The sequence below is a fragment of the Vibrio alfacsensis genome, from assembly GCF_019670485.1.
Taxonomy (GTDB): Bacteria; Pseudomonadota; Gammaproteobacteria; order Enterobacterales; family Vibrionaceae; genus Vibrio; species Vibrio alfacsensis.
Map to the genome: position 1 here is coordinate 2,089,052 of NZ_AP024165.1, position 23,036 is coordinate 2,112,087.

21 protein-coding genes are annotated in these 23,036 nt (G+C 43.4%); 11 read left to right on the forward strand and 10 right to left on the reverse strand.

Going from position 1 to position 23,036, the window contains the following annotated elements:
• The first annotated feature begins 5 nt into the window (after positions 1 to 5).
• The 3 genes from aat (at position 6) to infA (ending at position 1,713) form a co-directional block, all read left to right on the forward strand.
• Positions 6 to 716 (forward strand): leucyl/phenylalanyl-tRNA--protein transferase, encoded by a 711-nt coding sequence (gene aat / locus VA249_RS09605; RefSeq protein ID WP_221067825.1) that lies wholly within the window; start codon positions 6 to 8, stop codon positions 714 to 716.
• Positions 713 to 1,414, forward strand: coding sequence for an arginyltransferase (locus VA249_RS09610; protein ID WP_221067826.1), 702 nt, complete (start codon positions 713 to 715; stop codon positions 1,412 to 1,414). Before aat ends, VA249_RS09610 begins: the two co-directional genes overlap by 4 nt.
• An 80-nt stretch (positions 1,415 to 1,494) precedes the next feature.
• A complete protein-coding gene (gene infA / locus VA249_RS09615; RefSeq protein ID WP_001040192.1) occupies positions 1,495 to 1,713 on the forward strand; it encodes a translation initiation factor IF-1 in 219 nt (72 codons plus the stop codon).
• A 162-nt stretch (positions 1,714 to 1,875) separates the two neighbouring features.
• Here the strand turns inward: infA and clpA are convergent, their stop codons facing one another.
• A complete protein-coding gene (clpA, locus tag VA249_RS09620) occupies positions 1,876 to 4,146 on the reverse strand; it encodes an ATP-dependent Clp protease ATP-binding subunit ClpA (protein WP_221067827.1) in 2,271 nt (756 codons plus the stop codon).
• 47 nt (positions 4,147 to 4,193) lie between these two features.
• Positions 4,194 to 4,514, reverse strand: a complete 321-nt coding sequence (clpS, locus tag VA249_RS09625) for an ATP-dependent Clp protease adapter ClpS (protein ID WP_128810552.1) — start codon at positions 4,512 to 4,514, stop codon at positions 4,194 to 4,196.
• A gap of 760 nt (positions 4,515 to 5,274) precedes the next feature.
• Here clpS and cspD point away from each other — a divergent pair.
• Positions 5,275 to 5,493 (forward strand): cold shock domain-containing protein CspD, encoded by a 219-nt coding sequence (cspD, locus tag VA249_RS09630; protein ID WP_164837158.1) that lies wholly within the window; start codon positions 5,275 to 5,277, stop codon positions 5,491 to 5,493.
• Positions 5,494 to 5,723: 230 nt separating this feature from the next.
• Here cspD and VA249_RS09635 read toward each other — a convergent pair whose 3' ends face one another.
• Positions 5,724 to 7,946, reverse strand: a complete 2,223-nt coding sequence (locus tag VA249_RS09635; RefSeq protein WP_221067828.1) for an NADP-dependent isocitrate dehydrogenase — start codon at positions 7,944 to 7,946, stop codon at positions 5,724 to 5,726.
• 369 nt (positions 7,947 to 8,315) lie between these two features.
• Here VA249_RS09635 and VA249_RS09640 point away from each other — a divergent pair, with 369 nt between their 5' ends.
• Positions 8,316 to 9,020: a pseudouridine synthase gene (locus VA249_RS09640; protein ID WP_221067829.1), complete on the forward strand. Its 705-nt coding sequence runs from the start codon at positions 8,316 to 8,318 to the stop codon at positions 9,018 to 9,020.
• Positions 9,021 to 9,141: 121 nt separating this feature from the next.
• Here the strand turns inward: VA249_RS09640 and VA249_RS09645 are convergent, their stop codons facing one another.
• Positions 9,142 to 9,795, reverse strand: coding sequence for a DUF2057 family protein (locus VA249_RS09645; RefSeq protein WP_221067830.1), 654 nt, complete (start codon positions 9,793 to 9,795; stop codon positions 9,142 to 9,144).
• Positions 9,796 to 10,026: 231 nt separating this feature from the next.
• Positions 10,027 to 11,034, reverse strand: a complete 1,008-nt coding sequence (locus VA249_RS09650; RefSeq protein WP_221067831.1) for a porin — start codon at positions 11,032 to 11,034, stop codon at positions 10,027 to 10,029.
• 515 nt (positions 11,035 to 11,549) lie between these two features.
• Between VA249_RS09650 and dinG the strand changes: the two genes are divergently transcribed.
• Genes dinG through xthA form a run of 5 tightly spaced genes read left to right on the forward strand, consistent with a single transcriptional unit; the run spans position 11,550 to position 15,978 of the window.
• Complete coding sequence (gene dinG, locus VA249_RS09655) at positions 11,550 to 13,625, forward strand: ATP-dependent DNA helicase DinG (protein WP_221067832.1); 2,076 nt, start codon at positions 11,550 to 11,552, stop codon at positions 13,623 to 13,625.
• 46 nt (positions 13,626 to 13,671) lie between these two features.
• Positions 13,672 to 14,457, forward strand: a complete 786-nt coding sequence (locus VA249_RS09660; protein ID WP_221067833.1) for a sulfite exporter TauE/SafE family protein — start codon at positions 13,672 to 13,674, stop codon at positions 14,455 to 14,457.
• Positions 14,454 to 14,999, forward strand: coding sequence for a primosomal replication protein (locus VA249_RS09665; RefSeq protein ID WP_221067834.1), 546 nt, complete (start codon positions 14,454 to 14,456; stop codon positions 14,997 to 14,999). The genes VA249_RS09660 and VA249_RS09665 overlap by 4 nt, the downstream gene beginning before the upstream one ends.
• A complete protein-coding gene (gene rsmS, locus VA249_RS09670; protein WP_221067835.1) occupies positions 14,999 to 15,175 on the forward strand; it encodes a pleiotropic regulatory protein RsmS in 177 nt (58 codons plus the stop codon). The genes VA249_RS09665 and rsmS overlap by 1 nt, the downstream gene beginning before the upstream one ends.
• Positions 15,172 to 15,978: an exodeoxyribonuclease III gene (gene xthA, locus VA249_RS09675; RefSeq protein ID WP_128810543.1), complete on the forward strand. Its 807-nt coding sequence runs from the start codon at positions 15,172 to 15,174 to the stop codon at positions 15,976 to 15,978. Before rsmS ends, xthA begins: the two co-directional genes overlap by 4 nt.
• A gap of 75 nt (positions 15,979 to 16,053) precedes the next feature.
• Here xthA and VA249_RS09680 read toward each other — a convergent pair whose 3' ends face one another.
• The 5 genes from VA249_RS09680 to VA249_RS09700 form a co-directional block, all read right to left on the reverse strand.
• Positions 16,054 to 16,731 (reverse strand): ABC transporter permease, encoded by a 678-nt coding sequence (locus VA249_RS09680; RefSeq protein WP_211916547.1) that lies wholly within the window; start codon positions 16,729 to 16,731, stop codon positions 16,054 to 16,056.
• A 3-nt stretch (positions 16,732 to 16,734) separates the two neighbouring features.
• Positions 16,735 to 17,475: an ABC transporter permease gene (locus VA249_RS09685; RefSeq protein ID WP_128810542.1), complete on the reverse strand. Its 741-nt coding sequence runs from the start codon at positions 17,473 to 17,475 to the stop codon at positions 16,735 to 16,737.
• 93 nt (positions 17,476 to 17,568) lie between these two features.
• Entirely contained in the window at positions 17,569 to 18,339 is a 771-nt protein-coding gene (locus VA249_RS09690; RefSeq protein WP_221067836.1) for an ABC transporter substrate-binding protein, read from the reverse strand.
• A gap of 103 nt (positions 18,340 to 18,442) precedes the next feature.
• Positions 18,443 to 19,213, reverse strand: a complete 771-nt coding sequence (locus VA249_RS09695; RefSeq protein WP_128810540.1) for an ABC transporter ATP-binding protein — start codon at positions 19,211 to 19,213, stop codon at positions 18,443 to 18,445.
• 227 nt (positions 19,214 to 19,440) lie between these two features.
• Positions 19,441 to 20,904, reverse strand: coding sequence for a flagellar sheath protein A (locus tag VA249_RS09700; protein WP_221067837.1), 1,464 nt, complete (start codon positions 20,902 to 20,904; stop codon positions 19,441 to 19,443).
• A 461-nt stretch (positions 20,905 to 21,365) separates the two neighbouring features.
• On the opposite strand from VA249_RS09700, the gene VA249_RS09705 reads away from it, so the two are divergent.
• A complete protein-coding gene (locus VA249_RS09705; RefSeq protein WP_128810538.1) occupies positions 21,366 to 22,913 on the forward strand; it encodes a DUF3360 family protein in 1,548 nt (515 codons plus the stop codon).
• Positions 22,914 to 23,036 lie beyond the last annotated feature (123 nt).

Consider the following 23,036-nt stretch of genomic DNA (forward strand, 5'->3'; position numbering starts at 1 on the left):
TTTTTATGCCTATTTACTTAACTGAATTGGATGACTCATTCTTGTTTCCATCTCCCTACGAAGCATTAAGCGATCCAAATGGTTTGCTTGCTATTGGGGGCGATCTCAATCCTGAGCGCATTCTAAATGGCTACCACCAAGGTATTTTTCCTTGGTATGGTCCCGGAGAGCCTATCCTCTGGTGGAGCCCATCGCCGAGAGCGGTCTTTGATCCAAACACGTTCCGGCCATCAAAGAGCCTAAAAAAGTTTCAACGCAAACAACAGTATAAAGTAACCTTGAACAATGCAACCGCCCGCGTTATTCAATTGTGCTCATCCACACGCCCTGCCGAAGAAACCTGGTTAAACGAGGACATGCAGCACTCATATATTGAACTTGCAAACCACGGCTACTGTCATTCAATTGAAGTATGGCATGATGAACAACTGGTTGGAGGGTTGTATGGAATAAGCGTGGGTCAGCTTTTTTGTGGTGAATCGATGTTTAGCCTTAAAGATAACGCATCCAAAATTGCATTGTGGTATCTATGTGAACATTTAGCGTCAAATGATGGTCAGTTGATCGACTGTCAAGTCATGAATTCACACCTCGCATCTCTTGGTGCGTTTGAACTTGAGCGTGATGCTTTCTTTAAAAAACTACTATCTTTAAGAGATAAGCAGACAAAAATAGGAACCTTTGAACCTCAAACCCTGCAGGACATGCCGCAATGAGCACAGAGCTTCAACACATACGCATTGGACTAACGAATAATCATCCATGCAGCTACCTGCCTAATCGTCAAGAGCGTGTCGCTGTAGCTCTTGACGAAGAACTGCATAGTGAGCACAGCTATCAGGTTCTTTTAGCCAATGGATTTAGACGCAGTGGAAATACCATTTATAAGCCCCACTGTGAGTTTTGTAGTGCGTGCGATCCAATACGAGTCGCTATCGCGGATTTTAAAGCATCGAAAAGCCAAAAGCGCTTATTAAACAAAGCGACCCAATTACGCTGGGAAGTTAAACCGGAAATGGATAAAGATTGGTTTGATTTGTACAGCCGTTATATTTGCAAACGCCACAAAGATGGCACGATGTACCCTCCCAAAAAAGAGGAATTTGCTCACTTTGCACAAACCACATGGCTCAACACGCGCTTTCTCCATATCTATGATAACTCACAGCAATTAATTGCGATTGCTGTCACCGACGAAATGTCGCAGTGTGCGAGCGCGTTTTACACCTTTTTCGATCCTGACTTTCCCCTTTCCCTCGGTACATTGGCGGTTCTTTACCAAATTGAATATTGCCAAAAGAGCGATAAACACTGGCTTTATCTGGGGTATCAGATTGATGAATGTCCGGCAATGAACTACAAAACACGATTTCAGCGCCACCAAAGGCTAGTAAATCAGCGTTGGCAAGGGTAGAATACGCTCCAACTTTACATAATTACTAATTAGCGGCAGAATACGCACGCTAATATTGCCTAATTTCTAAAGAGGATTAAATGGCTAAAGAAGACGTAATTGAGATGCAAGGCACTGTGCTTGACACTCTACCAAACACTATGTTTCGCGTTGAACTTGAAAACGGTCACGTTGTGACTGCACACATCTCTGGTAAGATGCGTAAGAACTACATCCGTATTCTTACTGGCGATAAAGTAACAGTAGAGATGACTCCATACGACCTTTCTAAAGGCCGCATCGTCTTCCGCGCTCGTTAATCTTAGATTTTCGGATGCAATAAAAAACGGAGCTTTTGCCTCCGTTTTTTATTATCTGAAATTTGCTCTACAGACCCATCCTAAGTCACCAGATCGTAAGCAAAAAAAAGCGCACGATGAATCGCACGCTTTTATACAGACATGGCACTATTAACTTATAACTTAGTGAAGCGCTGCTTCTTTCTCACTTAAGTACTCAAACTTAAGCTCGTCTTTCACTAATGTCACTTTAACCGTACCACCATCAACGAGTGAACCGAACAGAAGTTCATTTGCCAATGGTTTCTTGAGTTGCTCTTGGATAACACGACTCATTGGGCGAGCCCCCATCGCTTTATCATATCCTTTGTGAGCCAACCAATGACGAGCATCTTGCGACACTTCCATCGATACGCCACGAGCATCCAATTGAACTTGTAACTCAACAATGAACTTATCCACTACTTGATGGATGATGCTTTCATCTAGGCTGTTAAACCAAATGATGTTATCAAGACGGTTACGGAACTCTGGCGTAAATACTTTCTTAATTTCCGCCATCGCATCATGAGTGTTGTCTTGCTGAATCAGACCAATGGATTTCTTCTCGGTTTCCGCCACACCAGCGTTAGTGGTCATGACAAGAATCACGTTACGGAAATCTGCCTTACGGCCGTTGTTATCCGTTAACGTACCGTTGTCCATCACTTGCAGTAGCAAGTTAAAGATGTCTGGGTGCGCTTTTTCAATCTCATCAAGTAAAACCACTGAGTGAGGATGCTTAATAGCGGCATCCGTCAGCAAGCCACCTTGGTCATAACCAACATAACCTGGAGGCGCACCGATCAAGCGGCTAACAGAGTGACGCTCACCGTATTCAGACATATCAAAACGAAGCAGTTCAATACCAAGCAGTTTCGAAAGCTGGACGGTCACTTCTGTTTTACCAACACCGGTAGGGCCAGCAAATAAGAATGAGCCTACTGGTTTGTTGTCTACGCCTAAACCTGCACGAGACAGTTTGATGGCCTCAGAAAGCGCATCAATTGCATCATCTTGACCGAAAACCAACATCTTCATCTTATCATCAAGATTTCTGAGTATATCTTTATCTGACGACGATACCGACTTCTCTGGAATTCGAGCCATTTTCGCAACCATGGCTTCGATATCGGCAACACCGACGGTTTTCTTACGACGACTAGCCGGAGCAAGACGGCTACGTGCACCCGCTTCGTCAATCACATCAATGGCCTTATCAGGTAAGTGACGCTCATTAATGTACTTCGCTGACAATTCAACCGCCGCACGCAATGCTTTGTTGGTGTAACGCACTTCGTGGTGAGCTTCGTACTTCGGCTTGAGGCCGATTAGAATCTTAGTCGTATCATCGAGAGACGGTTCGACTACATCGATCTTTTGGAAACGGCGAGATAATGCTCGTTCTTTCTCAAAGATGTTGCTGTACTCTTGGTAAGTTGTAGAACCAATACAGCGCAACTTACCGCTACTTAATAGTGGCTTGATGAGGTTGGCAGCATCGACTTGTCCACCAGATGCGGCACCCGCACCAATGATGGTATGAATCTCATCGATAAATAGAATCGCATCGTCTTCTTTTTCTAGCTGCTTTAAGATGGTCTTAAAGCGCTTTTCAAAGTCACCACGGTATTTTGTGCCCGCTAAAAGGGAGCCTATATCAAGAGAGTAGATGACACTATCTTGAATCACTTCTGGCACTTGACCCTCAACGATTCTCCAAGCAAGACCCTCTGCTATAGCCGTTTTACCAACGCCGGCTTCACCAACTAGTAATGGGTTGTTTTTACGACGGCGGCAAAGCACCTGAATCGTACGCTCTAGCTCTTTATCACGTCCAATAAGTGGGTCAATATTACCCGCTTTTGCAACTTGGTTAAGATTGGTTGCAAAACTTTCCAAACGCTCATCAGGATTCACCTCTTCTGGCGTTTCTGAACCAAAAGAATCTGATGATGGAGAATCCTCATTCGAACCAGATGCTTTTGTAATACCGTGAGAGATATAGTTCACAATATCTAAGCGTGAGATGTCATTCTTCTTCAACAAGTAGGCCGCGTGAGATTCTTGCTCGCTAAAAATGGCGACAAGAACATTAGCACCGGTAACTTCGTTACGACCCGACGACTGAACGTGAAAAACTGCACGCTGTAACACACGTTGAAAACTCAACGTTGGCTGCGTTTCTCTTGTCTCGTCACTTTCAGGAATGAGAGGCGTCGTTTGATCAATGAAAATATCGAGCTCGTTACGCAAAGCATCAAGATCGGCTTTACAGGCTAATAGGGCTTCCTTAGCTGCATCATTTTCTAACAATGCAAGTAGGAGGTGTTCGACAGTCATGAACTCGTGACGTTTATCACGTGCGCGAGCGAATGCACCGTTAAGGCTTGACTCTAGTTCTTTATTTAGCATAAGTACCTCCCGAAAGAACAACTTGGTTGCTCGAGCAAGTCTTCTTGTTACGCTTGCTCCATAGTACATAGTAGCGGATGTTCATTTTCCCTTGAGTACATCGTTACTTGCGCTACTTTAGTTTCAGCAATTTCTGCGCTGTATGTGCCACAAATTGCCTTTCCTTCATAGTGGATCTTGAGCATGATTTGTGTTGCTTTATCAATATCATGAGAGAAAAATCGCTCAAGTATCTCTATGACGAAATCCATAGGTGTGTAGTCATCGTTATTTAGTACAACATTATAAAGCTTCGGTGGTTGTACTTTTGTACTTTCTCTCTCCAGAAGATCAGAGTCCGGAGTCACCCATTCAAAATTTTTACTCATGGCAATTTAAAGATATCTTATCAAAGGGTTGATGTTTTCGACCTATAAAACCAATCTACCATAAGCATGCCGCATGGTGTAGTGAGATATGGCACCTTAATGGACTTTGATAGATAAAAAATTTCGTCTTATATAGAGACTAATCCACCTCTGATGGGCACGCAAATAAAAGATTTTTCCCATTCGAGTTACATTCAAATTTACATGACTCATTGACCTCTTTATCAAAAGTCGCACTCCGTATCGCGCCTTTTTCTCACATTAAACGGAGCCAAACAAAGAGCTCACATCCGTGGTAGGAGATCACACTTATCACGTTACGTTTCGTTATTTATTATTGAAATGACACTTTTTATTCATTTAGTGATTAACTCCAATCGTTGGGCAAAATTCCGAACGTAAGACCAAATCAGGAATCGTTTAACAGGACATATAACTATACAGAAACACTGAGCAGACAAACCATGCTCATAATTGTTAACTTATCTGGTGGTTTGTTTTTAATAATTGCTTTATTTGTTTCAATTCACGGTTGACTGATGAAATTCATTGACTAAAGTGGAAAGTGTTGATGCATAAATCGTCATTAGCCGTCATTCAGACTATGGGGATTTTAGTGGATCAACTCGACGTGTGTTGGTGAGGCCTGACTGTGATTTATAATGAATGACGTCGGTGATAGCTAACAATGATACCAAGCTAAAGGTATGGCTTGGGGTAGTAATAATATCAGTTACAAATGCATGAGGGATGTAAACGCATGGCTACAGGTACAGTAAAGTGGTTTAACAACGCCAAAGGATTTGGGTTTATCTGTTCAGATGAAGAGGATGGAGATATCTTTGCCCACTACTCAACTATCCAAATGGACGGTTATCGTACACTGAAAGCAGGCCAACAAGTCTCATACGAGGTTGAAAAAGGCCCTAAAGGCTCACACGCAAGCAGCGTTGTTCCAATAGAAGCCCAAGCTAAATAGGCTCGTCTCTAGGATTACCGTCAAAGGCTGTTGTGGCTAATACGGCGAACATGATAAGAAGACAAATAAACCCGCATGAAAGCGGGTTTATTGTTTTCTGAAAAGCCTGTTTGTTGCAGAATCCATAGCTTGGTATAGCGAGCACATTGAAGAGCTGCAATAAAAAATAAAGCACACTGCAATGCAGCGTGCTTATGGTTACTAAATAATACGGCTACTTATTAATATCGTTACTTAATAATGGCATTTAATGTTGAGCTCGGGCGCATCAACGCTGAAACCAGCGTATCATCTAGAGAGTAGTACCCACCCAATTCACCTTTCACGCCCTGTGCATTATTCAGCTCCGCAACAATTGCTTCTTCCTGTTCGGACAGCGTTTTAGCGATTGGAGCAAACTCTGCGGCTAGATCAGCATCGGTTGTTTGTTCTGCTAGTGCTTTAGCCCAATAAGTCGCGAGGTAATAGTGACTACCACGGTTATCCAACTCACCAACTTTACGCGATGGTGATTTGTTGTTATCCAAAAACTCACCTGTTGCTTTATCTAATGCATCAGCCAGTACCTGCGCTTTCGCATTGCCAGTCACCGTACTTAAATGCTCAAGCGATGCCGCTAGTGCTAAAAACTCACCAAGTGAATCCCAACGAAGATGGTTTTCTTTTTCTACTTGTTGTACGTGCTTTGGTGCAGAGCCACCAGCGCCCGTTTCAAATAGGCCACCGCCATTCATTAGCGGAACAATAGACAGCATTTTCGCCGATGTACCCAGCTCTAAAATTGGGAACAAATCCGTTAGGTAATCGCGTAATACGTTACCAGTGACTGAAATCGTATCAAGGCCATCTTTAATACGTTCAAGAGAGAACTTACACGCATCAATTGGCGCGAGAATCTTGATCTCTAGGCCTGATGTGTCATGTTCTGGCAAGTACGCATTCACCTTTTTAATCAGCTCTGCGTCATGAGCTCGGCTTTCATCTAGCCAAAATACCGCTGGCGCTCCCGTTGCGCGCGCGCGCGTCACAGCCAACTTAACCCAATCTTGAATTGGGGCATCTTTAACCTGACACATACGGAAGATATCACCCGCTTCTACTGCTTGTTCTAGCAGAACTGTGCCTGAAGCGTCTACTACGCGAACAGTACCTGCTGCGTCGAGAATGAATGTCTTATCGTGAGAGCCATACTCTTCTGCTTTTTGAGCCATTAGTCCCACGTTTGGCACGCTACCCATGGTGGTTGGGTCGAACGCACCATGTTCTTTACAGAAATCAATGACCGCTTGGTAAATGCCCGCATAACAACGATCTGGGATCATTGCTTTCGTGTCTTTCTGCTTACCATCTGGGCCCCACATTTGACCAGAAGAACGCAGCATTGCTGGCATAGATGCGTCTACAATGATGTCACTCGGTACGTGCAAGTTTGTAATACCGCGATCTGAATCCACCATTGCCAATTCAGGTTGGGTTTCATAAACCGCTAGAATTGCTGCTTCAATTTCTGCTTTTTGTTCAGTTGGCAGAGACTCAATCTTCGCGTATACATCACCAATACCGTTATTCACGTCAACGCCTAGCTCATTAAATAGCTTGCCATATTTCGCGAATACATCTTTGTAGTACACTTTAACTGCATGACCGAAGATGACCGGATCCGATACTTTCATCATCGTTGCTTTCATGTGAAGGGAAAGCAATACATCTTGCTCTTTCGCCTCTGCAATTTCTTTTTCAAAGAAAGAGACAAGTGCATTTTTGTTCATGACAGAACTATCGATCACTTCTTTATCTTGTAGCGAAAGAGAAGCTTTTAGCTCTTTAACGGAACCATCTTCCCCAACGAATTCAATTTTTGCCTTTGTCGCTCCAGATATCGTCACAGACTTCTCACTACCGAAGAAATCACTACCCGACATGCTAGCAACATGTGATTTAGAGTCCGCAGACCATGCGCCCATTGAATGTGGGTTCTTTTTCGCATAGTTCTTAACAGATAAAGGGGCACGGCGGTCTGAGTTACCCTCACGAAGCACTGGGTTTACCGCACTACCTTTGATCTTGTCATACGTCGCTTTGATCGCTTCTTCTTCGTAGGTGCTTGGCTCTTCAGGGTAATTAGGTAGCGCATACCCTTTTGCCTGTAGCTCTTTAATCGCCGCTTTTAATTGAGGAATTGACGCCGAGATATTAGGAAGTTTGATGATGTTTGCTTGCGGTGTTTTCGCTAGCTCACCGAGTTCAGCAAGTGCATCACCAATACGTTGTTCTTGTTTTAAATGCTCTGGGAAGTTCGCAATAATACGACCCGCTAATGAAATATCACGAGTATCTACATTAATGCCAGATGATGCGGTAAACGATTGAATAATTGGTAATAATGAATACGTTGCAAGCGCTGGTGCTTCATCAGTGATCGTGTAGATAATGGTAGGTTTTTCTGTAGGCATGAAATTTCCCTATTTTTTACTCAACAGAGCAGAATCTTTAGCTCTAGAGTTTGTTGAATTGACGCAGTGCTTAACGTTAGTAGTGCATTCCTCCTCACCAACGTCACATGCGGTTTGCACTCTTTTTTGTAGTTTGGAGCTCTATGGCTCTCTATCCATGAGTACACTTTGTACCAAGCTTACTTTTAGGCGGCTTTGTGTTGTCAGCCCTATCTAAAAGCAACTTGGCTATATCATTAAACAATTAACACGAAATAGTCTATTATTCTGTGCGCTTTTGTTAGTTTTAGGCGCGCAAATGATAGCCGAAAACAGAAGAACATAAAACTTTCAAACACAAGTCATTTACAAAATTGCAAGGTAGTTAACATGTCATCTCGCACGAGCCAAGAAAAAGGTCGCCGTAGCCAACAACCTAAATCGGGGCATTTTAAACGCTCGGGAAAGTCAAACAACACCGCTGGGCAAGGTCAAAAAAGACACGCTCGTCCTAACCGATCTTCATCAACGACGAAGCCAAGAATCGCTCCAGAAGATCGTAAAGTGATCATTTTCAATAAACCTTATGACACATTAAGCCAGTTTACTGATGGAGACGGTCGTAAAACACTTGCAGATTACATTCCTGTAAAAGATGTTTATGCCGCTGGTCGACTCGATCGCGACAGTGAGGGGTTAATGGTGTTAACAAATGATGGGATCTTGCAAGCCAAGCTGACCCAACCGACATCAAAATCACCTAAAACCTATTGGGTTCAAGTGGATGGTGCACCTAGTGAGGAAGATTTAGAAAAACTACGCCAAGGCGTTGAGCTAAAAGATGGAATGACACTGCCAGCAAAAGTAGAACTCATGCCCGCGCCGCACATTTGGGACAGAACCCCTCCCGTTCGTTTTAGAGCCAATATCCCTACGACTTGGCTAGCGATCACCATCATAGAGGGAAGAAACCGCCAAGTAAGACGTATGACAGCGCACATTGGCTTCCCTACTCTGCGTTTAGTCCGCTACTCGATGGGAGACATTGTCTTGAATGATCTACAACCTGGTGAGTGGCGAGAAATCACCATCTAATTTGGTTCGTTAAGCTCAGGCTAAAATGGGCTTTCGCTACACCGACGGATGTCTGTATATCGAAAGCCCTAACAACCTGACAATCAAATCAAATCAAATCAAATCAAAAGATTGATGCTTATTACTGCTGAGAAACCCATTTAAGAAAGGCTTCACGCTCACTCTCAGACATTTCTAGATAAGCAATTTTAGCCTTTGTCATCGATGAATGCGTTTTAGTCGCGACTTGAGTCTGAGTCGGTGTACTGACCATCTCTTCTTTCGTTAACTGGACTTCTTTGCCATTTACAAAGTGAACGCCTTGCGCTTGATTGTATTCTGCAAGCTGCAGGTCTAGATCTGAATATGGGAACATGCCTTTTTTGCCCGGCATTTTGTATTGAGCGAACTCTACCTCTTCACCATCAACACGCACTTTCCAATCTGCTTTATCAGATTCAAACATTTGCTGCGCTTGGCGAACGTCTCTAAATCGTGGCACATCAATCTCTAATTCGTTACCCAAGACGTTTGTGGTAATGATGTACGGTACCGATTTAAACTGAGTGCGTTTATCGCCGTGACCAATCGATAAGTTTGCTTTTACAACGAGTTGGTTGCTGCCTTGCTTTAATGCAAACGGCTTCTGTAAATCGTCAGCATCTTGCCCATTGACGAACAGGACTTCGACAACTTTGTTTGACTTTATTGTCAGCGTTACATCACCTGTGTTCGCATTGACTGCACCAGACGTTAGTAAAACCACTAATGCCGACATCCAGATTTTTAATTTCATTGTTCAATACCTTTCAATTAATCCACGTCATCTATGAGGACGCTGAGTATTCTCGCTGCCCACATTATACTATTCAAAACAAACAACGACGATCTATTGGCTATGAGAGCAAGCCGATCACGACACGTTTTTCTATATCGTTTTCTAAATGCTTTTCTAAATGCTTTTCTAAATAAATGTAAAAAAGGCCGCACAATGGCGACCTTTTAAGTATCGTTCTAAGCGAAGCGATTAGAATGTGTAGTAAGCACCTGCAACTACTAGATCGCCTTCAACTTTCTTATCAGTTTCTTCTGTTTCAACTACAGAGTACTCGATGAAAGTTTTTAGGTTTGCTGATAGTTTGTAATCAGTACCTAGTGTGTAGTAGTGACCTTCAACATCTTTTTCGCCATCAGAGAAACCGAATGTTGTGTACAGACGTGCATCATTGATTTGGTATGCTGCTGCTGCTGCGATTGTGTCTAGATCTTCGTTGTTGATGTCTTCAACAATGTACGCTACTGCTGCTTCAAAGTTGTTCATGTTGAAACGCGCAGATGCACCCATGATGCTGTATTCTAGCTTATCATATTTATTCGTTTCTTCGTTCTTGTAGAAACGAGTACCTTGGTCTTGGTACATTGCACCCACTGTGAACATATCGTTCAGCGCGTACTCAGCAGAGAAACCGTATGCTACGTCATTGTTTTCAGATTGATCTAGGTAAACGTCAGCGATAACTGTTAGTTGCTCGAAGCTACCTTTAACTGCTGCTGCGTGACCGCCACTTTCTAGGCCGTTTACGAAGTCATCACCACGGTCGTAACCTTCGTTAGTGATGTCTAGTGTGATTGCGTCTAGTGTGTCACCGAAATCACCGATTTCACCAACTGCAACACCCCAGTTTTGGCCGATGTATGCACCGAAGTATAGGTCATCAGTTGATACTGATTTGTTGTCTGCATCGCCTGCAAAACCTTCACCGTTTTCGATTTCGAAAGAACCGAATAGAGTCACGTCTTGGTTTAGTTTGTGTTGTGCGTCGATTTGGATTTTAGCCCAAAGATCGATGTCAGCATCTTTCTTATCGTTAGTTTTTTTTACGCCTTCAGTCGTTTTCTTTTCAGATGTGCTTAGGTACGTATCGATTTCACCAGAAATGTTGAAAGATGATTCGCCGTTGTCGTACATGTTGCCAGCTGCAAGTGCAGACGTAGAGATGCCCGCTACAGCAAGCGCTAATAGAGTCTTTTTCATAGTTAATCCACTGCCTTTTCTTAGTTTGGGATATCTCTTGGGGATTCCCTTTTTTTATTTTTTGTGGCTAAGCTGTTAACAAAAAGCAACTTATGCTTGCCTACAAAATCTGGGCGCTAGATTGCAAAAGATTATTCTGCCTGTCAAATTTTCTAAACCAACTTATCAAAAAACAAAAAACTTCTTACTTTTCATTATCTTGACATTTTTACATCTTATAGTGTGATTAAGTTCTAAACAATTAATGCAACGAAATGTAAGTAATGACAGTGTCAATAGATAGCGATTATCACTAATTTAAAGTGTAACAAGGCAATCTTTTAAAATTTAATTTCAATGAAAAGCAAAAATAAAGCATTAAATCTTTCACTTTATGAAATAAACAAACGCATTTATTAGACTAATATTTTTTTGTGATGGAGATCGATGTTTTTCACAAAAGCATTCTATTTTGCTAACTACATTACGTGCAGTGATGTGTGCTACTATTCGCTTCCACCGCATTTGAGGCCAGTATGCTAACCAGTAACATTCAAAAATCGATTCGAACTAGCTATCAAAATCTACAAGCTCAGCTCGATAACTTTGTTCCACGACGCGCACAAAACTACCTCGTTGCTGAGATCGCTAAAACGCTATGCGGGCAATACCATAAGTCCAATCGCATGCTGATTGCCGAAGCAGGCACAGGGATTGGAAAATCGCTGTCTTATTTAATGGCTGCGATTCCTGTTGCGGTTTATAACAACCGTAAAGTCGTTATCTCAACCGCAACCGTGGCATTGCAAGAACAGTTAGTAAACAAAGATCTGCCTCTATTTCGTAGAATTACCGATCGCGAGTTTTCTTTTATTCTGGCCAAAGGACGCCAGCGTTACTGCTGCGCAGAAAAACTGGCAACAGCGTGTGGCGCAGACGGTGGTCAACTGGCGATGTTTGAAACAAAGCCAAAGAAAAAAGACATCGAACTACTGGAAACCATGCACCGCTCACTAGCTCAAGGTAAGTGGGATGGCGATCGTGACGCTTGGCCGAAACCAATCGATGATAGATTGTGGCAACTGATCGTCAGTGATAAGCACAGCTGTAACAACAGCCTACCCGCACACCGCGGTTGTCCATTCCAAAAAGCACGAGCAGAGCTAGACAAACACGACGTGATCATCGCCAACCATTCACTTGTCATGGCAGATGCTGATCTCGGTGGTGGCGTAATATTACCTGAGCCAGAAAACACCATTTACGTATTTGATGAAGCGCACCACTTGCCTCATGTGGCGCGCGATCACGCCTCTGCATCGGCAAGCCTCAAAGGGGCGGCCGCTTGGCTTGAAAAGCTCAATCAAGCAACAAGCAAATTTTCTTCCTTAGCCGATGAGAAACGCGTTGGGCGATTTCGTAATGATCTGCAAGAATCCATTCAAGAGCTGATTCCTGCATTAAGCCAATTACCAAAACAATTCGATCCCGCTCAATTTGAAGATGGCATCTATCGTTTTGAGCATGGTGAACTCCCTACTTGGTTAGAGAACCAATCGAAAGAACTTAAACAGTTAAGTAAAAAAGCGAATCAGAGTGTCGCTAAAATTGCCGATCTGATTGCTGAAAGAGTCAAAGATGGTGAGCTATCCTCTCGATTAGCAGAACCGGCACTGGCTGAATTAGGGTTTTACATCCAACGATTAGAAAACTTGGCTCAAGTATGGCGTCTGATGGCAGAGCCCACTCGCGAAAAAGGTGCGCCTCTTGCTCGTTGGTTAGAAACGCATCCAGATCGTGAAGGTGATTTCATCGTTAGTGTTTCACCGCTAGAAATTGGATGGCAGTTGGATCAGCAAATTTGGAGTCGTTGTGTCGGCGCGGTTTTGGTTTCTGCAACCATGCGTGCCCTCAATTCGTTCCAATACTTTTGCCACCAAGTTGGCGTTGATGCAAAACCAGAAGCCGGCACTCAGTTTTTAGCGTTGGCTTCACCATTTGATTATCAGAACCAAGCTGAATTGCTCATACCAACGATGAAGTATGAACCACAAGCACCTCAGTTTACTGAATATCTTATTGAAATTTTGCCTAAGTATTTAGAAGACAACAAAGCAAACTTAGTATTATTCTCCTCTTATTGGCAAATGAACCAAGTCGCCGAAGCGCTAAGCGCTGACTTCATTAAACGAGGCTGGGCATTACAAGTTCAAGGAGAAAGCTCTCGAGCAGAGATCCTAAAAAAACATAAAAAACTCGTCGATACACGGAAAACGAGCATTTTATTTGGTACAGGAAGCTTTTCTGAGGGGCTCGATCTGCCGGGGGAGCTACTAGAAAACCTTGTCATTACCAAGATACCTTTCGGTGTTCCAACGTCGCCAGTGGAACAAGCCCACTCTGAATACATAGAAAAGAACGGTGGCAATCCGTTTATGCAAATTACGGTGCCCGATGCGAGTAAAAAGCTGATTCAAAGCGTAGGCCGATTACTGCGTAAAGAACGCGACTCTGGTAGAGTAGTCATTCTTGACCGCCGCTTAGTGACAAAGCGTTACGGACAAGCGCTTATTGACTCGCTACCGCCATTTAAACGAAATATTCCCAGGTGACATCATTGGCTCGTGGGCATAGCAAATATTAGAAGAATAACAATTTATGGAAATGATTGAGCCAACCATGTTGTTGGTGTTGGCGCTCGTCGCTTTTGTTGCTGGGTTTATCGATGCTGTGGCTGGGGGCGGAGGCATGTTAACCGTGCCTGCCCTTCTATCTTTAGGATTGCCTCCACATGTCGCGTTAGGTACCAACAAACTGGCCGCATCGTTCGCCTCTTCTACTGCTGCTTTTACGTACTATAAAAAGCGCCTATTCAAACCTCAATGCTGGGGAAGAGCCTTTGTCGCAACGCTCATTGGGGCGACGTTAGGCACCTTATTGGTTGATGCGATCAGTACTGAATGGCTTGAAAAAGCATTGCCTCTAATCATTCTTGCCGCTGCGATGTATACCGTGTTTCATAAAACACCGCACACGGCACACCAAAGCCCAACACCTGAACCTTGTCCCCTACTCAATAAAAAACAGTATATCCAAGGGTTAAGCATTGGGTTCTATGATGGTCTTGCAGGGCCAGGAACTGGTGCATTTTGGACGGTCAGTTCAATGGCATTGTATCGACTTAATATTTTGCTCGCGTCAGGTTTAGCAAAAGCCATGAACTTTACGAGTAATTTCACCTCTCTTGTTACATTCGCATTTTTAGGTCACATCAACTGGGTGCTAGGCTTAACCATGGGCCTTTGCTTAATGGCAGGCGCATTTGTTGGCGCGCATTCTGCCATTCGATTTGGCGCAAAATTCATCCGTCCCGTATTTGTCACAGTGGTGAGTATTCTCGCGATTAAACTTGCCTATGACGCTTGGTTTGTAGGACTCACATGAACATTAAGCAACTTTCAGACAACTTAGAGCACATGTCTAAACAAGCAGCGATGCTTGATCGTCAAAGGGGTGAACACCACGTTTCACTGTTTGATGAGCGCTTATTTCACTGTCGTTCTCGCTTACTGGTTCCTTGCGTAAAAGAAGCCAGCGCCACGCTCGACGCCATTATTCGTGAACAAAAAGAAAATAAGCTTACCGCACTTCGAGCTGAGTACCTCACCGAGCGGCTCGTCGCACAGATTTCTGCAATTCAGCGTGAAATCTCAACGACAAAAATACGCAAAGGTGAAATAAAACACAGTAGCCACTTTCGAAAACCTATCAATGTGCTTTATCAAGAACTGGCTCAGCACCAGGAATGGGCTCGTCGACTGAGAGAAATGGTACTAGACAAACAAAGATCACTGGATTCATCTCCGAGTTTTGCCAGAGCAGAAGCCCAAAAAGTCCTGCTCGCAACCGAGCAACGATTGGCACGGTGTGAAGCCGCATTGTTAAAGCTTGAAAACCAGATCACTTACAGGGAAAAACATCAGTAATGTCCGATAAAACCCCATCCCCACTTGATGATGCACCAGCAGAGATTAAACTTGCTGTCGATCTGATCTATTTATTAGAAACCAACGAGATAGACTCAGAAACGGCACTAAAAGCGATTAAGATTGTGCAAAACGATCTGGAGAACAAACTCGCCCTTGAGAAGGATAAAAAATGAAAGTCATCAGCTTTAACATCAACGGACTTCGCGCACGTCTGCACCAACTCCAAGCACTTATTAATAAGCATCAACCTGATGTGATCGGCCTTCAAGAAATTAAAGTTCACGATGAAGCTTTCCCAATCGAAGATGTCGAAGCGATGGGTTACAAAGTTTACTTTCATGGTCAAAAAGCGCATTACGGTGTAGCAATGCTATGTAAGCAAGAGCCAATCAGCGTTCAAAAAGGGTTCCCGACTGACAATGAGGAACATCAAAAACGCATGATCATGGCGACGTTCGAAGATGAAAATGGCGAAAAAGTAACGGTATTAAACGGCTATTTCCCTCAAGGGGATAACATCGCTCACGAAACCAAGTACCCATACAAGCGTCAGTTCTACAAAGACTTGATGACTTACCTAAACGAACATCATACCAATGACGAACAACTTATCGTTATGGGTGACATCAATATCAGCCCTATTGATGCAGACATCGGCATCGGTGAGCCAAACCGTAAACGCTGGTTAAAAACCGGTAAATGTTCTTTCCAACCAGAAGAACGTGAGTGGTTGCAAACACTGTTAGATTGGGGCTTTGAAGACACTTTCCGTCACTTACACCCAGAGGTTAATGACCGTTTCTCATGGTTTGATTACCGTTCTCGTGGTTTCGATGATAACCGCGGCCTACGCATCGACGTCATTTTGGCAACCCCATCGCTTTCTAAGAAGTGCGTTGAGTCAGACATTGATTATGAATTGCGTGGCATCGAAAAACCATCGGATCACGCTCCTATCTGGTCTACATTCAAATAGGTGTGACTTTCCAAAATATGAAGAGCGCCAATTGGCGCTCTTTCTTTTAAATATCTGAATAATATCTATCGACGATTAGCTCAATGGTCTCAAATAGGCTAGGAATCGCTTCTCTGCTACTTTAAAGCACCACAAGATAATAAACGTCAGTGCCATATAAAATAGGCCTGCGGTCAAGAATGATTCAAATGGTGCGTAGTAACGCGAGTTAACCAAACGAGCAGCTCCCGTTAGATCCATAATGGTAATGATGCCAGCAACCGCGCTGCCATGGAGCATAAAGATGACTTCATTCGAGTATGCAGGCAACGCTCTGCGCAAAGCGCTTGGCAAAATAATACGGCGATAGGTCATAAACGTACTCATTCCATACGCTTTTGCAGCCTCAACCTCTCCTTTCGGTAGCCCATTGATCGCACCTCGGATAATTTCTGCTGTATAAGCGGAAGTATTGAGAACAAAAGCGACCAATGCGCAAAACCATGCATGTTCCCACAACGTGTCTTTTACAGGGAAGAATTGGTCCATACCGTAGTAAATCAAATAGAGTTGCACTAACAGAGGTGTACCACGGAAGAAGTAAATGAAAGCCCAAGATGGCAAACTTATCGCATAGTTATCACTGTTACGTGCCACCGCTAGTGGGATCGAAACACATAAACCAATAACAAGCGCCACAGCAACAAGCCAAACCGTCGTCCAAAGCCCCTCTAGGTAAACCGGAAAGCTTTCAATAATCAATGAAAAGTCCATCGTTTACCTCGCATGAATACTGAATTTGCGTTCAACTAGCTTAAGTAAGCCTGTAGAAACACTGGTAAAAAATAGGAAAATGATTGCGACAGCTAGGTAAAAGGTAAAGGGCATTTTGGTTGTTCCTGCCGCCAGTGAGCTCATACGGACCATGTCGTCGAGGCCAATGATCGAGACAAGTGCCGTCGTTTTCAGTAGCACTAACCAGTTGTTACCGAAACCAGGTAAGGCATGGCGTATCATCTGTGGTAACAGGATTCGTCGAAACGACATCACTGAGCTCATACCGTAAGCCTTTGCCGCTTCTAGTTCGCCTTTGTCAACCGCCATGATCGCACCACGAAACGTTTCAGCCATGTAAGCGCCGAAGATAAAGCCAATGGTTAATACACCTGCAATAAATGGGCTGACATCAATGTAATCCGGTAGGTAAGACGTCCATTCATGATCAGGGTTACTGGCAGTAAACCATTCGTTTAACGTTTCATTGATGGAGTAGAGGCTGTTGTTCAACAGAATTTGTCCACCAAAGAAAATCAGCATCATCAACACTAAGTCAGGGATACCGCGAATAATGGTGGTATAGAGTGTTGCAATGGCACGAGCCCATTTGTACGGTGCAAGTTTCGCTAACGCACCAAGCATTCCGAGCACAACCGCTAACAGCAGAGAAAGTACAGCGACCTCAATGGTCACTAACGCCCCTTTTAAAATTGAGGCTTCATATCCTTGTAGATCCAGCATAGGTGAGTTCCTAATCCCTAAACTCAACAAATCGACCGTTGGCGACTTCTAGGAACAAGCCAACGGCCTTTCTTTTCTAACGCATATTACGTATTACTCACCGTAAACATCGTAGTTAAAGTACTTACCTGCAATATCTTGGTAAATGCCTTTTTCACGCAGTGATAAGATCGCCGCATCAAGCTTCTTCGTCAGGTCTTTATCTTGTTTACGAACCGCAATACCAAAGCCATCACCAAACCATTTTGGATCCGTTAATGATGGACCTACGAACTCGTAATCTTCACCACCCGCTTTATTTAACACACCCTCTTCTAGAGCAGAGGCATCGCCAAGAACGGCAACCACACGGCCATTAGCAAGATCGAGGTACGCTTCATCGAAAGAGCCGTAACGAACGATATCTACTTTGTCACCATAGTTATCAGTCAGATATTTGTCGTGTGTAGTCGCGCGCTGAACCGCAATTTTTTGTCCATCAAGATTGTCAAAGTTTAAGTTTGCGCCTTTCTTTGCAATGAACTTATTTGGAATAAGCGCGTATTTTCCTGTGAAATCAACTTTCTTTTTACGCTCTTCCGTGATCGACATTGCTGCAATGATTGCATCGTATTTGCGCGCTAACAACGATGGAATGATACCATCCCAGTCTTGGGCAACGATTTTACACTTCACTTGCATCTCTTCACAAAGAGCATTCGCCATGTCAACATCAAAACCTTTTAGTGAGCCATCTGTTTCTGTCCAGCTAAATGGAGGGTACGCGCCCTCAATACCAAAGCGAACCGTCTTCCATTCTTTCGCTTGAGCGACACCAGACACTGCTGTTGCAGCAAGCGTTGCAGCCAATAACCACTTTTTCATTTCCATACTCCTGTGATTGGTCTTTTATTTCGTTGTGTTTTTTATGTTGATTTAAGGGCAGGCACGACATCGCCACCCTATAAAATATTGATAGCCATTAATCTTAATAGATAGAAGAGATAAACTGTTGTAATCGTTCTGAATCTGGACTAGTAAAAAGCTTAGCTGGATCTCCCTGTTCTTCAACTAAACCTTGGTGCAAAAACATCACATGGTTAGAAACATCACGTGCAAAGGCCATTTCATGAGTGACCACAAGCATGGTTCGCCCCTCATCTGCCAAGTCTCTCATTACTCCAAGTACCTCCCCAACTAGTTCTGGGTCAAGGGCTGAGGTTGGCTCATCAAACAGCATGACTTCGGGATCCACAGCTAAAGCTCTGGCAATGGCCGCGCGCTGTTGCTGGCCACCGGACAAGTGACCTGGGTAATAATCCTTACGCTCGTATAGCCCCACTTTCTTTAACAGCACTTCGGCATTCTCAATAGCTTGTGCTTTTGGCACACCGAGCACATGGACTGGTGCTTCAATAACGTTTTCTAAAACGGTTAAGTGGGACCAAAGGTTAAACCCTTGGAATACCATGGCTAAACGAGAACGAATACGCTGTACTTGTTTCTCATTAGCGGGAACGGATTCCCCTGCACGGTTGTTCTTCATTTGGATAAGCTCGCCGTTTACCCAAATTTCACCTGCGGTAGGCGTTTCTAGAAGGTTGATGCATCTTAGAAAGGTACTCTTACCGGAACCGGAAGAGCCAATGATGGAGATAACGTCTCCTTTGTGGGCCGACAGTGAGATCCCTTTGAGAACTTCATTCTGTCCAAATGTTTTGTGCAGGTCTTTTATATCTAGCGCGGGTACATCATTCATGCGCTTTACTCCCTGTGTTATCACTGCATTAAGGGGCTCCGCCCTTTTGATTGGAACAAATTATCACCACTAAACTAAAGTTGCAACAAATTATTAACCTGAATATTTTACATAGTTAAATACACACATCGAATTATTATGCATTTTTTAGCGAATTATGCTTTTACGTGTGCATAGCCGATATAAAAAAGCCCCTCGTTGGAGGGGCTATTAAATATATAAAAATGTTAGTTTGTGCGTTCTAAAAATAACATCTTAGTTTTGGCTATTCGGTTACTAATTTCACGAACCTGTTGTTCATTCATTACCACACCAAGAACGTCTTTTGTTGTTTGGTTACCGTCGCCGTTAGAAAACGCAGCTAAAAAGTCTGCTGCTTTTACATCACTATTTTCTTCAGTAAAAACATAACTCTGTGTCATAAGAGAGTCACTAGAAACAACTAGTTCGTCTTTTAAGCCCGATGGCATACTTGAGTAATCTAGCTCAGGCACTACGACTCGGCCATCGATTCGTGAGTAAACTGAATGTCGCAAGACATATGGTGTTGTCCCTATTGTCGCGCCTTGCTGATAACTAACTCGTTGAACACCATTTTCGTCTCCAAGCCCAATACTATCGGTCAAGTCAATAACACTCATGGAGACGCTAGGTTTCATATTATGAGTATTATTTACCGCAAATAAAGATACGTCATCGACGACAATATCCCAAGTATCAGTGACCTTATCTGTGTATGTAGCATCCCACCCTGGTGTTGCTATTGTTCCATCAACACTAAACGTCCAAACATCTCCTTTTAAGCTCTCTGGATGATAGAAAGGACTATTTTTTGGAACCTCTGCCAAACGATAAGCAAAATTATTGTAAATAACATCAATGTTAACGTTCGCAAAAGTAATTCCTGATGTATTTACTAGCGGTGACGATGGTATGCCCGCAAACACCATTCGATTGTCATTCCAACCTTCAAAACCATATTGGTAGAGAGCAGAACGTGAACTTGTACGATATTGAGACACCATCGTTCTTTCGGTATTAATAGCAGGTAAGACCTCGCCTTTCGTAAAGCGTGACTCATTTGCTTGGACTGTTTCCAATTGGGAGTCAAAATAGAAAGTTACATCAGGATTTCCATCAGCGCTATCATCCCATTTGTAATCAAGATTTTTTCGTTCGCCAGTAGAATCATTATTTCCAGTTAAACATTTTGTTCCGCGGACCTTAGTACCAACAGACAAGTAAACATTTCGAAGAGATGAATCAGACTCTAAAAGTTCTCGAGAAAAAGTGAGTGCATTGATTACCGTGCCGTTTACCTCTTGAAGAGTAACACTCCCACCTAGAGGGATTGACTCTAAGGCGATAGTAAGTTTGTCATTTGATGCATTAATAACTGAATTTGGATCAACTCTGTTTCCTTGCGCATCGGAATAGTAAGCAGAAAGATCATTGTCTAACTCGCCACCTAACGAATGATAATTCAAGACTTCTTCTTCAGTACCAGCATCAAATCGTTCATAAATTGTACACAAACCATTTGTCGAGAGTGCTTGTATTTCGGGTTCAACAAACGTAAATGTAAACGTAGTTTTCGCCGGCGCACTACTACCACCGCCGCCACCGCCGCCACAACCGACCATTAGTCCTGAAATAATTGCCACTAGCGGCAGTACTGTAAGCTGTTTCATGTCTTGTTCCTAAACTGAGCGGCAATGATTAGCCAAAAATTCGTCTCTAATAGCCATTAAGCAAGAATGAAGCCAGTTTTTTACCCATAAATATCAAACAAACCATTCGACGGTTTAGAATGTTATTTAAGCCAAATAGCGCCTAATTTTATGCAACTTGTGTAATCGAATTACACACTAAATCACCAACTTGTTCGCAAGTTGGACACTTTCTGTAGTTTTCTTTCACATCCATTCTTAAAGTGATCTAAATCAATCACCCCAAAGGGCTATCTTGCTAGACTCCGCCCCTATGATGAGGAATTTTTTGTGCCTCAACAGAAGACAAAGTTTTTAGCTATGCTTAGGCACGATATGTTCGTGCAACAAAATCTAATAATAGCTAGCATAGGAAGTGCCGCAGGAAGCGGAAAAACACAATTCAATTCAGAATTTATAACTTTTAAATATATGAGGAATCTATGTCAGACGCAGTAAATAAAGCGCACTCTGATTCGGATATCGAGAATAAAAGCTACAGCGAGCTTCATCGACCGTCATCTGAGTTCGCAAGCCGTTCAGACTACCTAGACCACGAACTGCAAATCATGAAGCCACGTCGCTACGCATTGAACTTGCCAGGTCGTGATTTCCGTTTTGAGCTTGAAGACCTTGTTCCTGCACTTGCTGGTACCATCGGTATTATCGCAATGTACTCTGCGGTAATGATGTCTTGGGCTGAAGGTCTTACTGCAGCATGGGACCACGTTAACTTGGGCAAAGAGTTTGCTATCGAAGTTGCACGTGTAGAAATGCTTATCCCTGCACTTCTTTTCTGTGTACTTGCTTCTGGTTTTATTAACCCTAAAGCCAACCTTGCAGGTAACCACGGACCAATGATCCCTCTTATTGGTACCATCGCTCTCGCTGGTGCTCACCCTCTTGCATTGGCAATCTTGATCGGTGTATTCGGTCTTATTCTTAGTTTCCTAAAAGGTGGTTCCAAACTGGTGAACCTCACCTCTGAAGGTACAGCCGGTGGCTTGCTTATCTTCTTAGGTTTAACGGGTACGATGAGCCAAATTACCTCAATTCAGGAGTGGGCGGTTGGTCTTCAGTCTGACACAGTAGCTGCGGGCAGCATGGGTTATGTAGGCCTTATCGTTCTTGCAGTGACTATCGTTCTTTACGCTTACCTTGCGAAAGTAAACAAGCGTTGGCTAGCAATCCCTGTGTGTGCTTTCACTGGCCTTTCAATTGCGCTAGTACTAGGTGCGGGTTTTGATATTAAATTCGTAACAGAGACTGGTCTTCCTAACCTAAACCCAGTTTACTGGTGGGGCAGCACAGAAGAAGGTTGGATGCTTGGTCTTCCAAACATGGAGCACTTTATTGCATCACTACCATTTGCAATCCTTGCAGTAGCAATGTGGTCACCAGACTTCCTTGGTCACCGTATCTTCCAAGAATTGAACTACCCTAAAAAGACTGAAAAAGTACTGATGGACGTTGATGACACAATGACTATGTGTTCTATCCGTCAAATGGTTGGTACTGCAGTAGGTGGTGGTAACATCACTTCATCTTGGGGTACTTACATGATCCCAGCTGCAATTGCGAAACGTCCAATCCCTGCAGGTTCTATCCTACTCGGCTTAATCGTAATGATTGTTGCGATTCTTGGTTTCCCTATGGACGTTGCGGTATGGCCACCAGTAATGCGCGTTGCGCTTCTAGTAGGTGTATCTCTACCTCTTCTTGAAGCGGGTATGCAGATGGTAAGAGATTCGAAAGATTCACAAGCAGCGGGTATCTGTATCTTCGGTAGTGCCGTAGTTAACCCAGTGTTGGCTTGGGCTCTAACGATGCTTCTTGATAATAACGGTCTAATTGGTGACAAAGAGCGTGCTTCACGTCTATCATTTGTCGACAAGATTGTTATCCCTGTCGGCGTGCTAGTTATCTGTTTGGTCGCTATGCTTGCTGTAGGTATGCTAGAAGCTCAGTTTGGTATCCCAGCTCTGCTTTAAGCTACTTACTCAAAATTTTTATGGGTAGCGCTTGTCGCTACCCTATTTTTATTAAATATTTTTAGCGTTTATTGATTTAGTTTAAGGTTTGCAAAAAAAGTTTAGTGTAGCCTTGAGATGTAG

Excerpts from the sequence above, each read along its gene's own strand:
- aat (WP_221067825.1), top strand. The coding sequence starts at position 6 with ATGCCTATTTACTTAACTGAATTGGATGACTCATTCTTGTTTCCATCT.
- VA249_RS09610 (WP_221067826.1), top strand. The coding sequence starts at position 713 with ATGAGCACAGAGCTTCAACACATACGCATTGGACTAACGAATAATCAT.
- infA (WP_001040192.1), top strand. The coding sequence starts at position 1,495 with ATGGCTAAAGAAGACGTAATTGAGATGCAAGGCACTGTGCTTGACACT.
- clpA (WP_221067827.1), bottom strand. The coding sequence starts at position 4,146 with ATGCTAAATAAAGAACTAGAGTCAAGCCTTAACGGTGCATTCGCTCGC.
- clpS (WP_128810552.1), bottom strand. The coding sequence starts at position 4,514 with ATGAGTAAAAATTTTGAATGGGTGACTCCGGACTCTGATCTTCTGGAG.
- cspD (WP_164837158.1), top strand. The coding sequence starts at position 5,275 with ATGGCTACAGGTACAGTAAAGTGGTTTAACAACGCCAAAGGATTTGGG.
- VA249_RS09635 (WP_221067828.1), bottom strand. The coding sequence starts at position 7,946 with ATGCCTACAGAAAAACCTACCATTATCTACACGATCACTGATGAAGCA.
- VA249_RS09640 (WP_221067829.1), top strand. The coding sequence starts at position 8,316 with ATGTCATCTCGCACGAGCCAAGAAAAAGGTCGCCGTAGCCAACAACCT.
- VA249_RS09645 (WP_221067830.1), bottom strand. The coding sequence starts at position 9,795 with ATGAAATTAAAAATCTGGATGTCGGCATTAGTGGTTTTACTAACGTCT.
- VA249_RS09650 (WP_221067831.1), bottom strand. The coding sequence starts at position 11,034 with ATGAAAAAGACTCTATTAGCGCTTGCTGTAGCGGGCATCTCTACGTCT.
- dinG (WP_221067832.1), top strand. The coding sequence starts at position 11,550 with ATGCTAACCAGTAACATTCAAAAATCGATTCGAACTAGCTATCAAAAT.
- VA249_RS09660 (WP_221067833.1), top strand. The coding sequence starts at position 13,672 with ATGGAAATGATTGAGCCAACCATGTTGTTGGTGTTGGCGCTCGTCGCT.
- VA249_RS09665 (WP_221067834.1), top strand. The coding sequence starts at position 14,454 with ATGAACATTAAGCAACTTTCAGACAACTTAGAGCACATGTCTAAACAA.
- rsmS (WP_221067835.1), top strand. The coding sequence starts at position 14,999 with ATGTCCGATAAAACCCCATCCCCACTTGATGATGCACCAGCAGAGATT.
- xthA (WP_128810543.1), top strand. The coding sequence starts at position 15,172 with ATGAAAGTCATCAGCTTTAACATCAACGGACTTCGCGCACGTCTGCAC.
- VA249_RS09680 (WP_211916547.1), bottom strand. The coding sequence starts at position 16,731 with ATGGACTTTTCATTGATTATTGAAAGCTTTCCGGTTTACCTAGAGGGG.
- VA249_RS09685 (WP_128810542.1), bottom strand. The coding sequence starts at position 17,475 with ATGCTGGATCTACAAGGATATGAAGCCTCAATTTTAAAAGGGGCGTTA.
- VA249_RS09690 (WP_221067836.1), bottom strand. The coding sequence starts at position 18,339 with ATGAAAAAGTGGTTATTGGCTGCAACGCTTGCTGCAACAGCAGTGTCT.
- VA249_RS09695 (WP_128810540.1), bottom strand. The coding sequence starts at position 19,213 with ATGAATGATGTACCCGCGCTAGATATAAAAGACCTGCACAAAACATTT.
- VA249_RS09700 (WP_221067837.1), bottom strand. The coding sequence starts at position 20,904 with ATGAAACAGCTTACAGTACTGCCGCTAGTGGCAATTATTTCAGGACTA.
- VA249_RS09705 (WP_128810538.1), top strand. The coding sequence starts at position 21,366 with ATGTCAGACGCAGTAAATAAAGCGCACTCTGATTCGGATATCGAGAAT.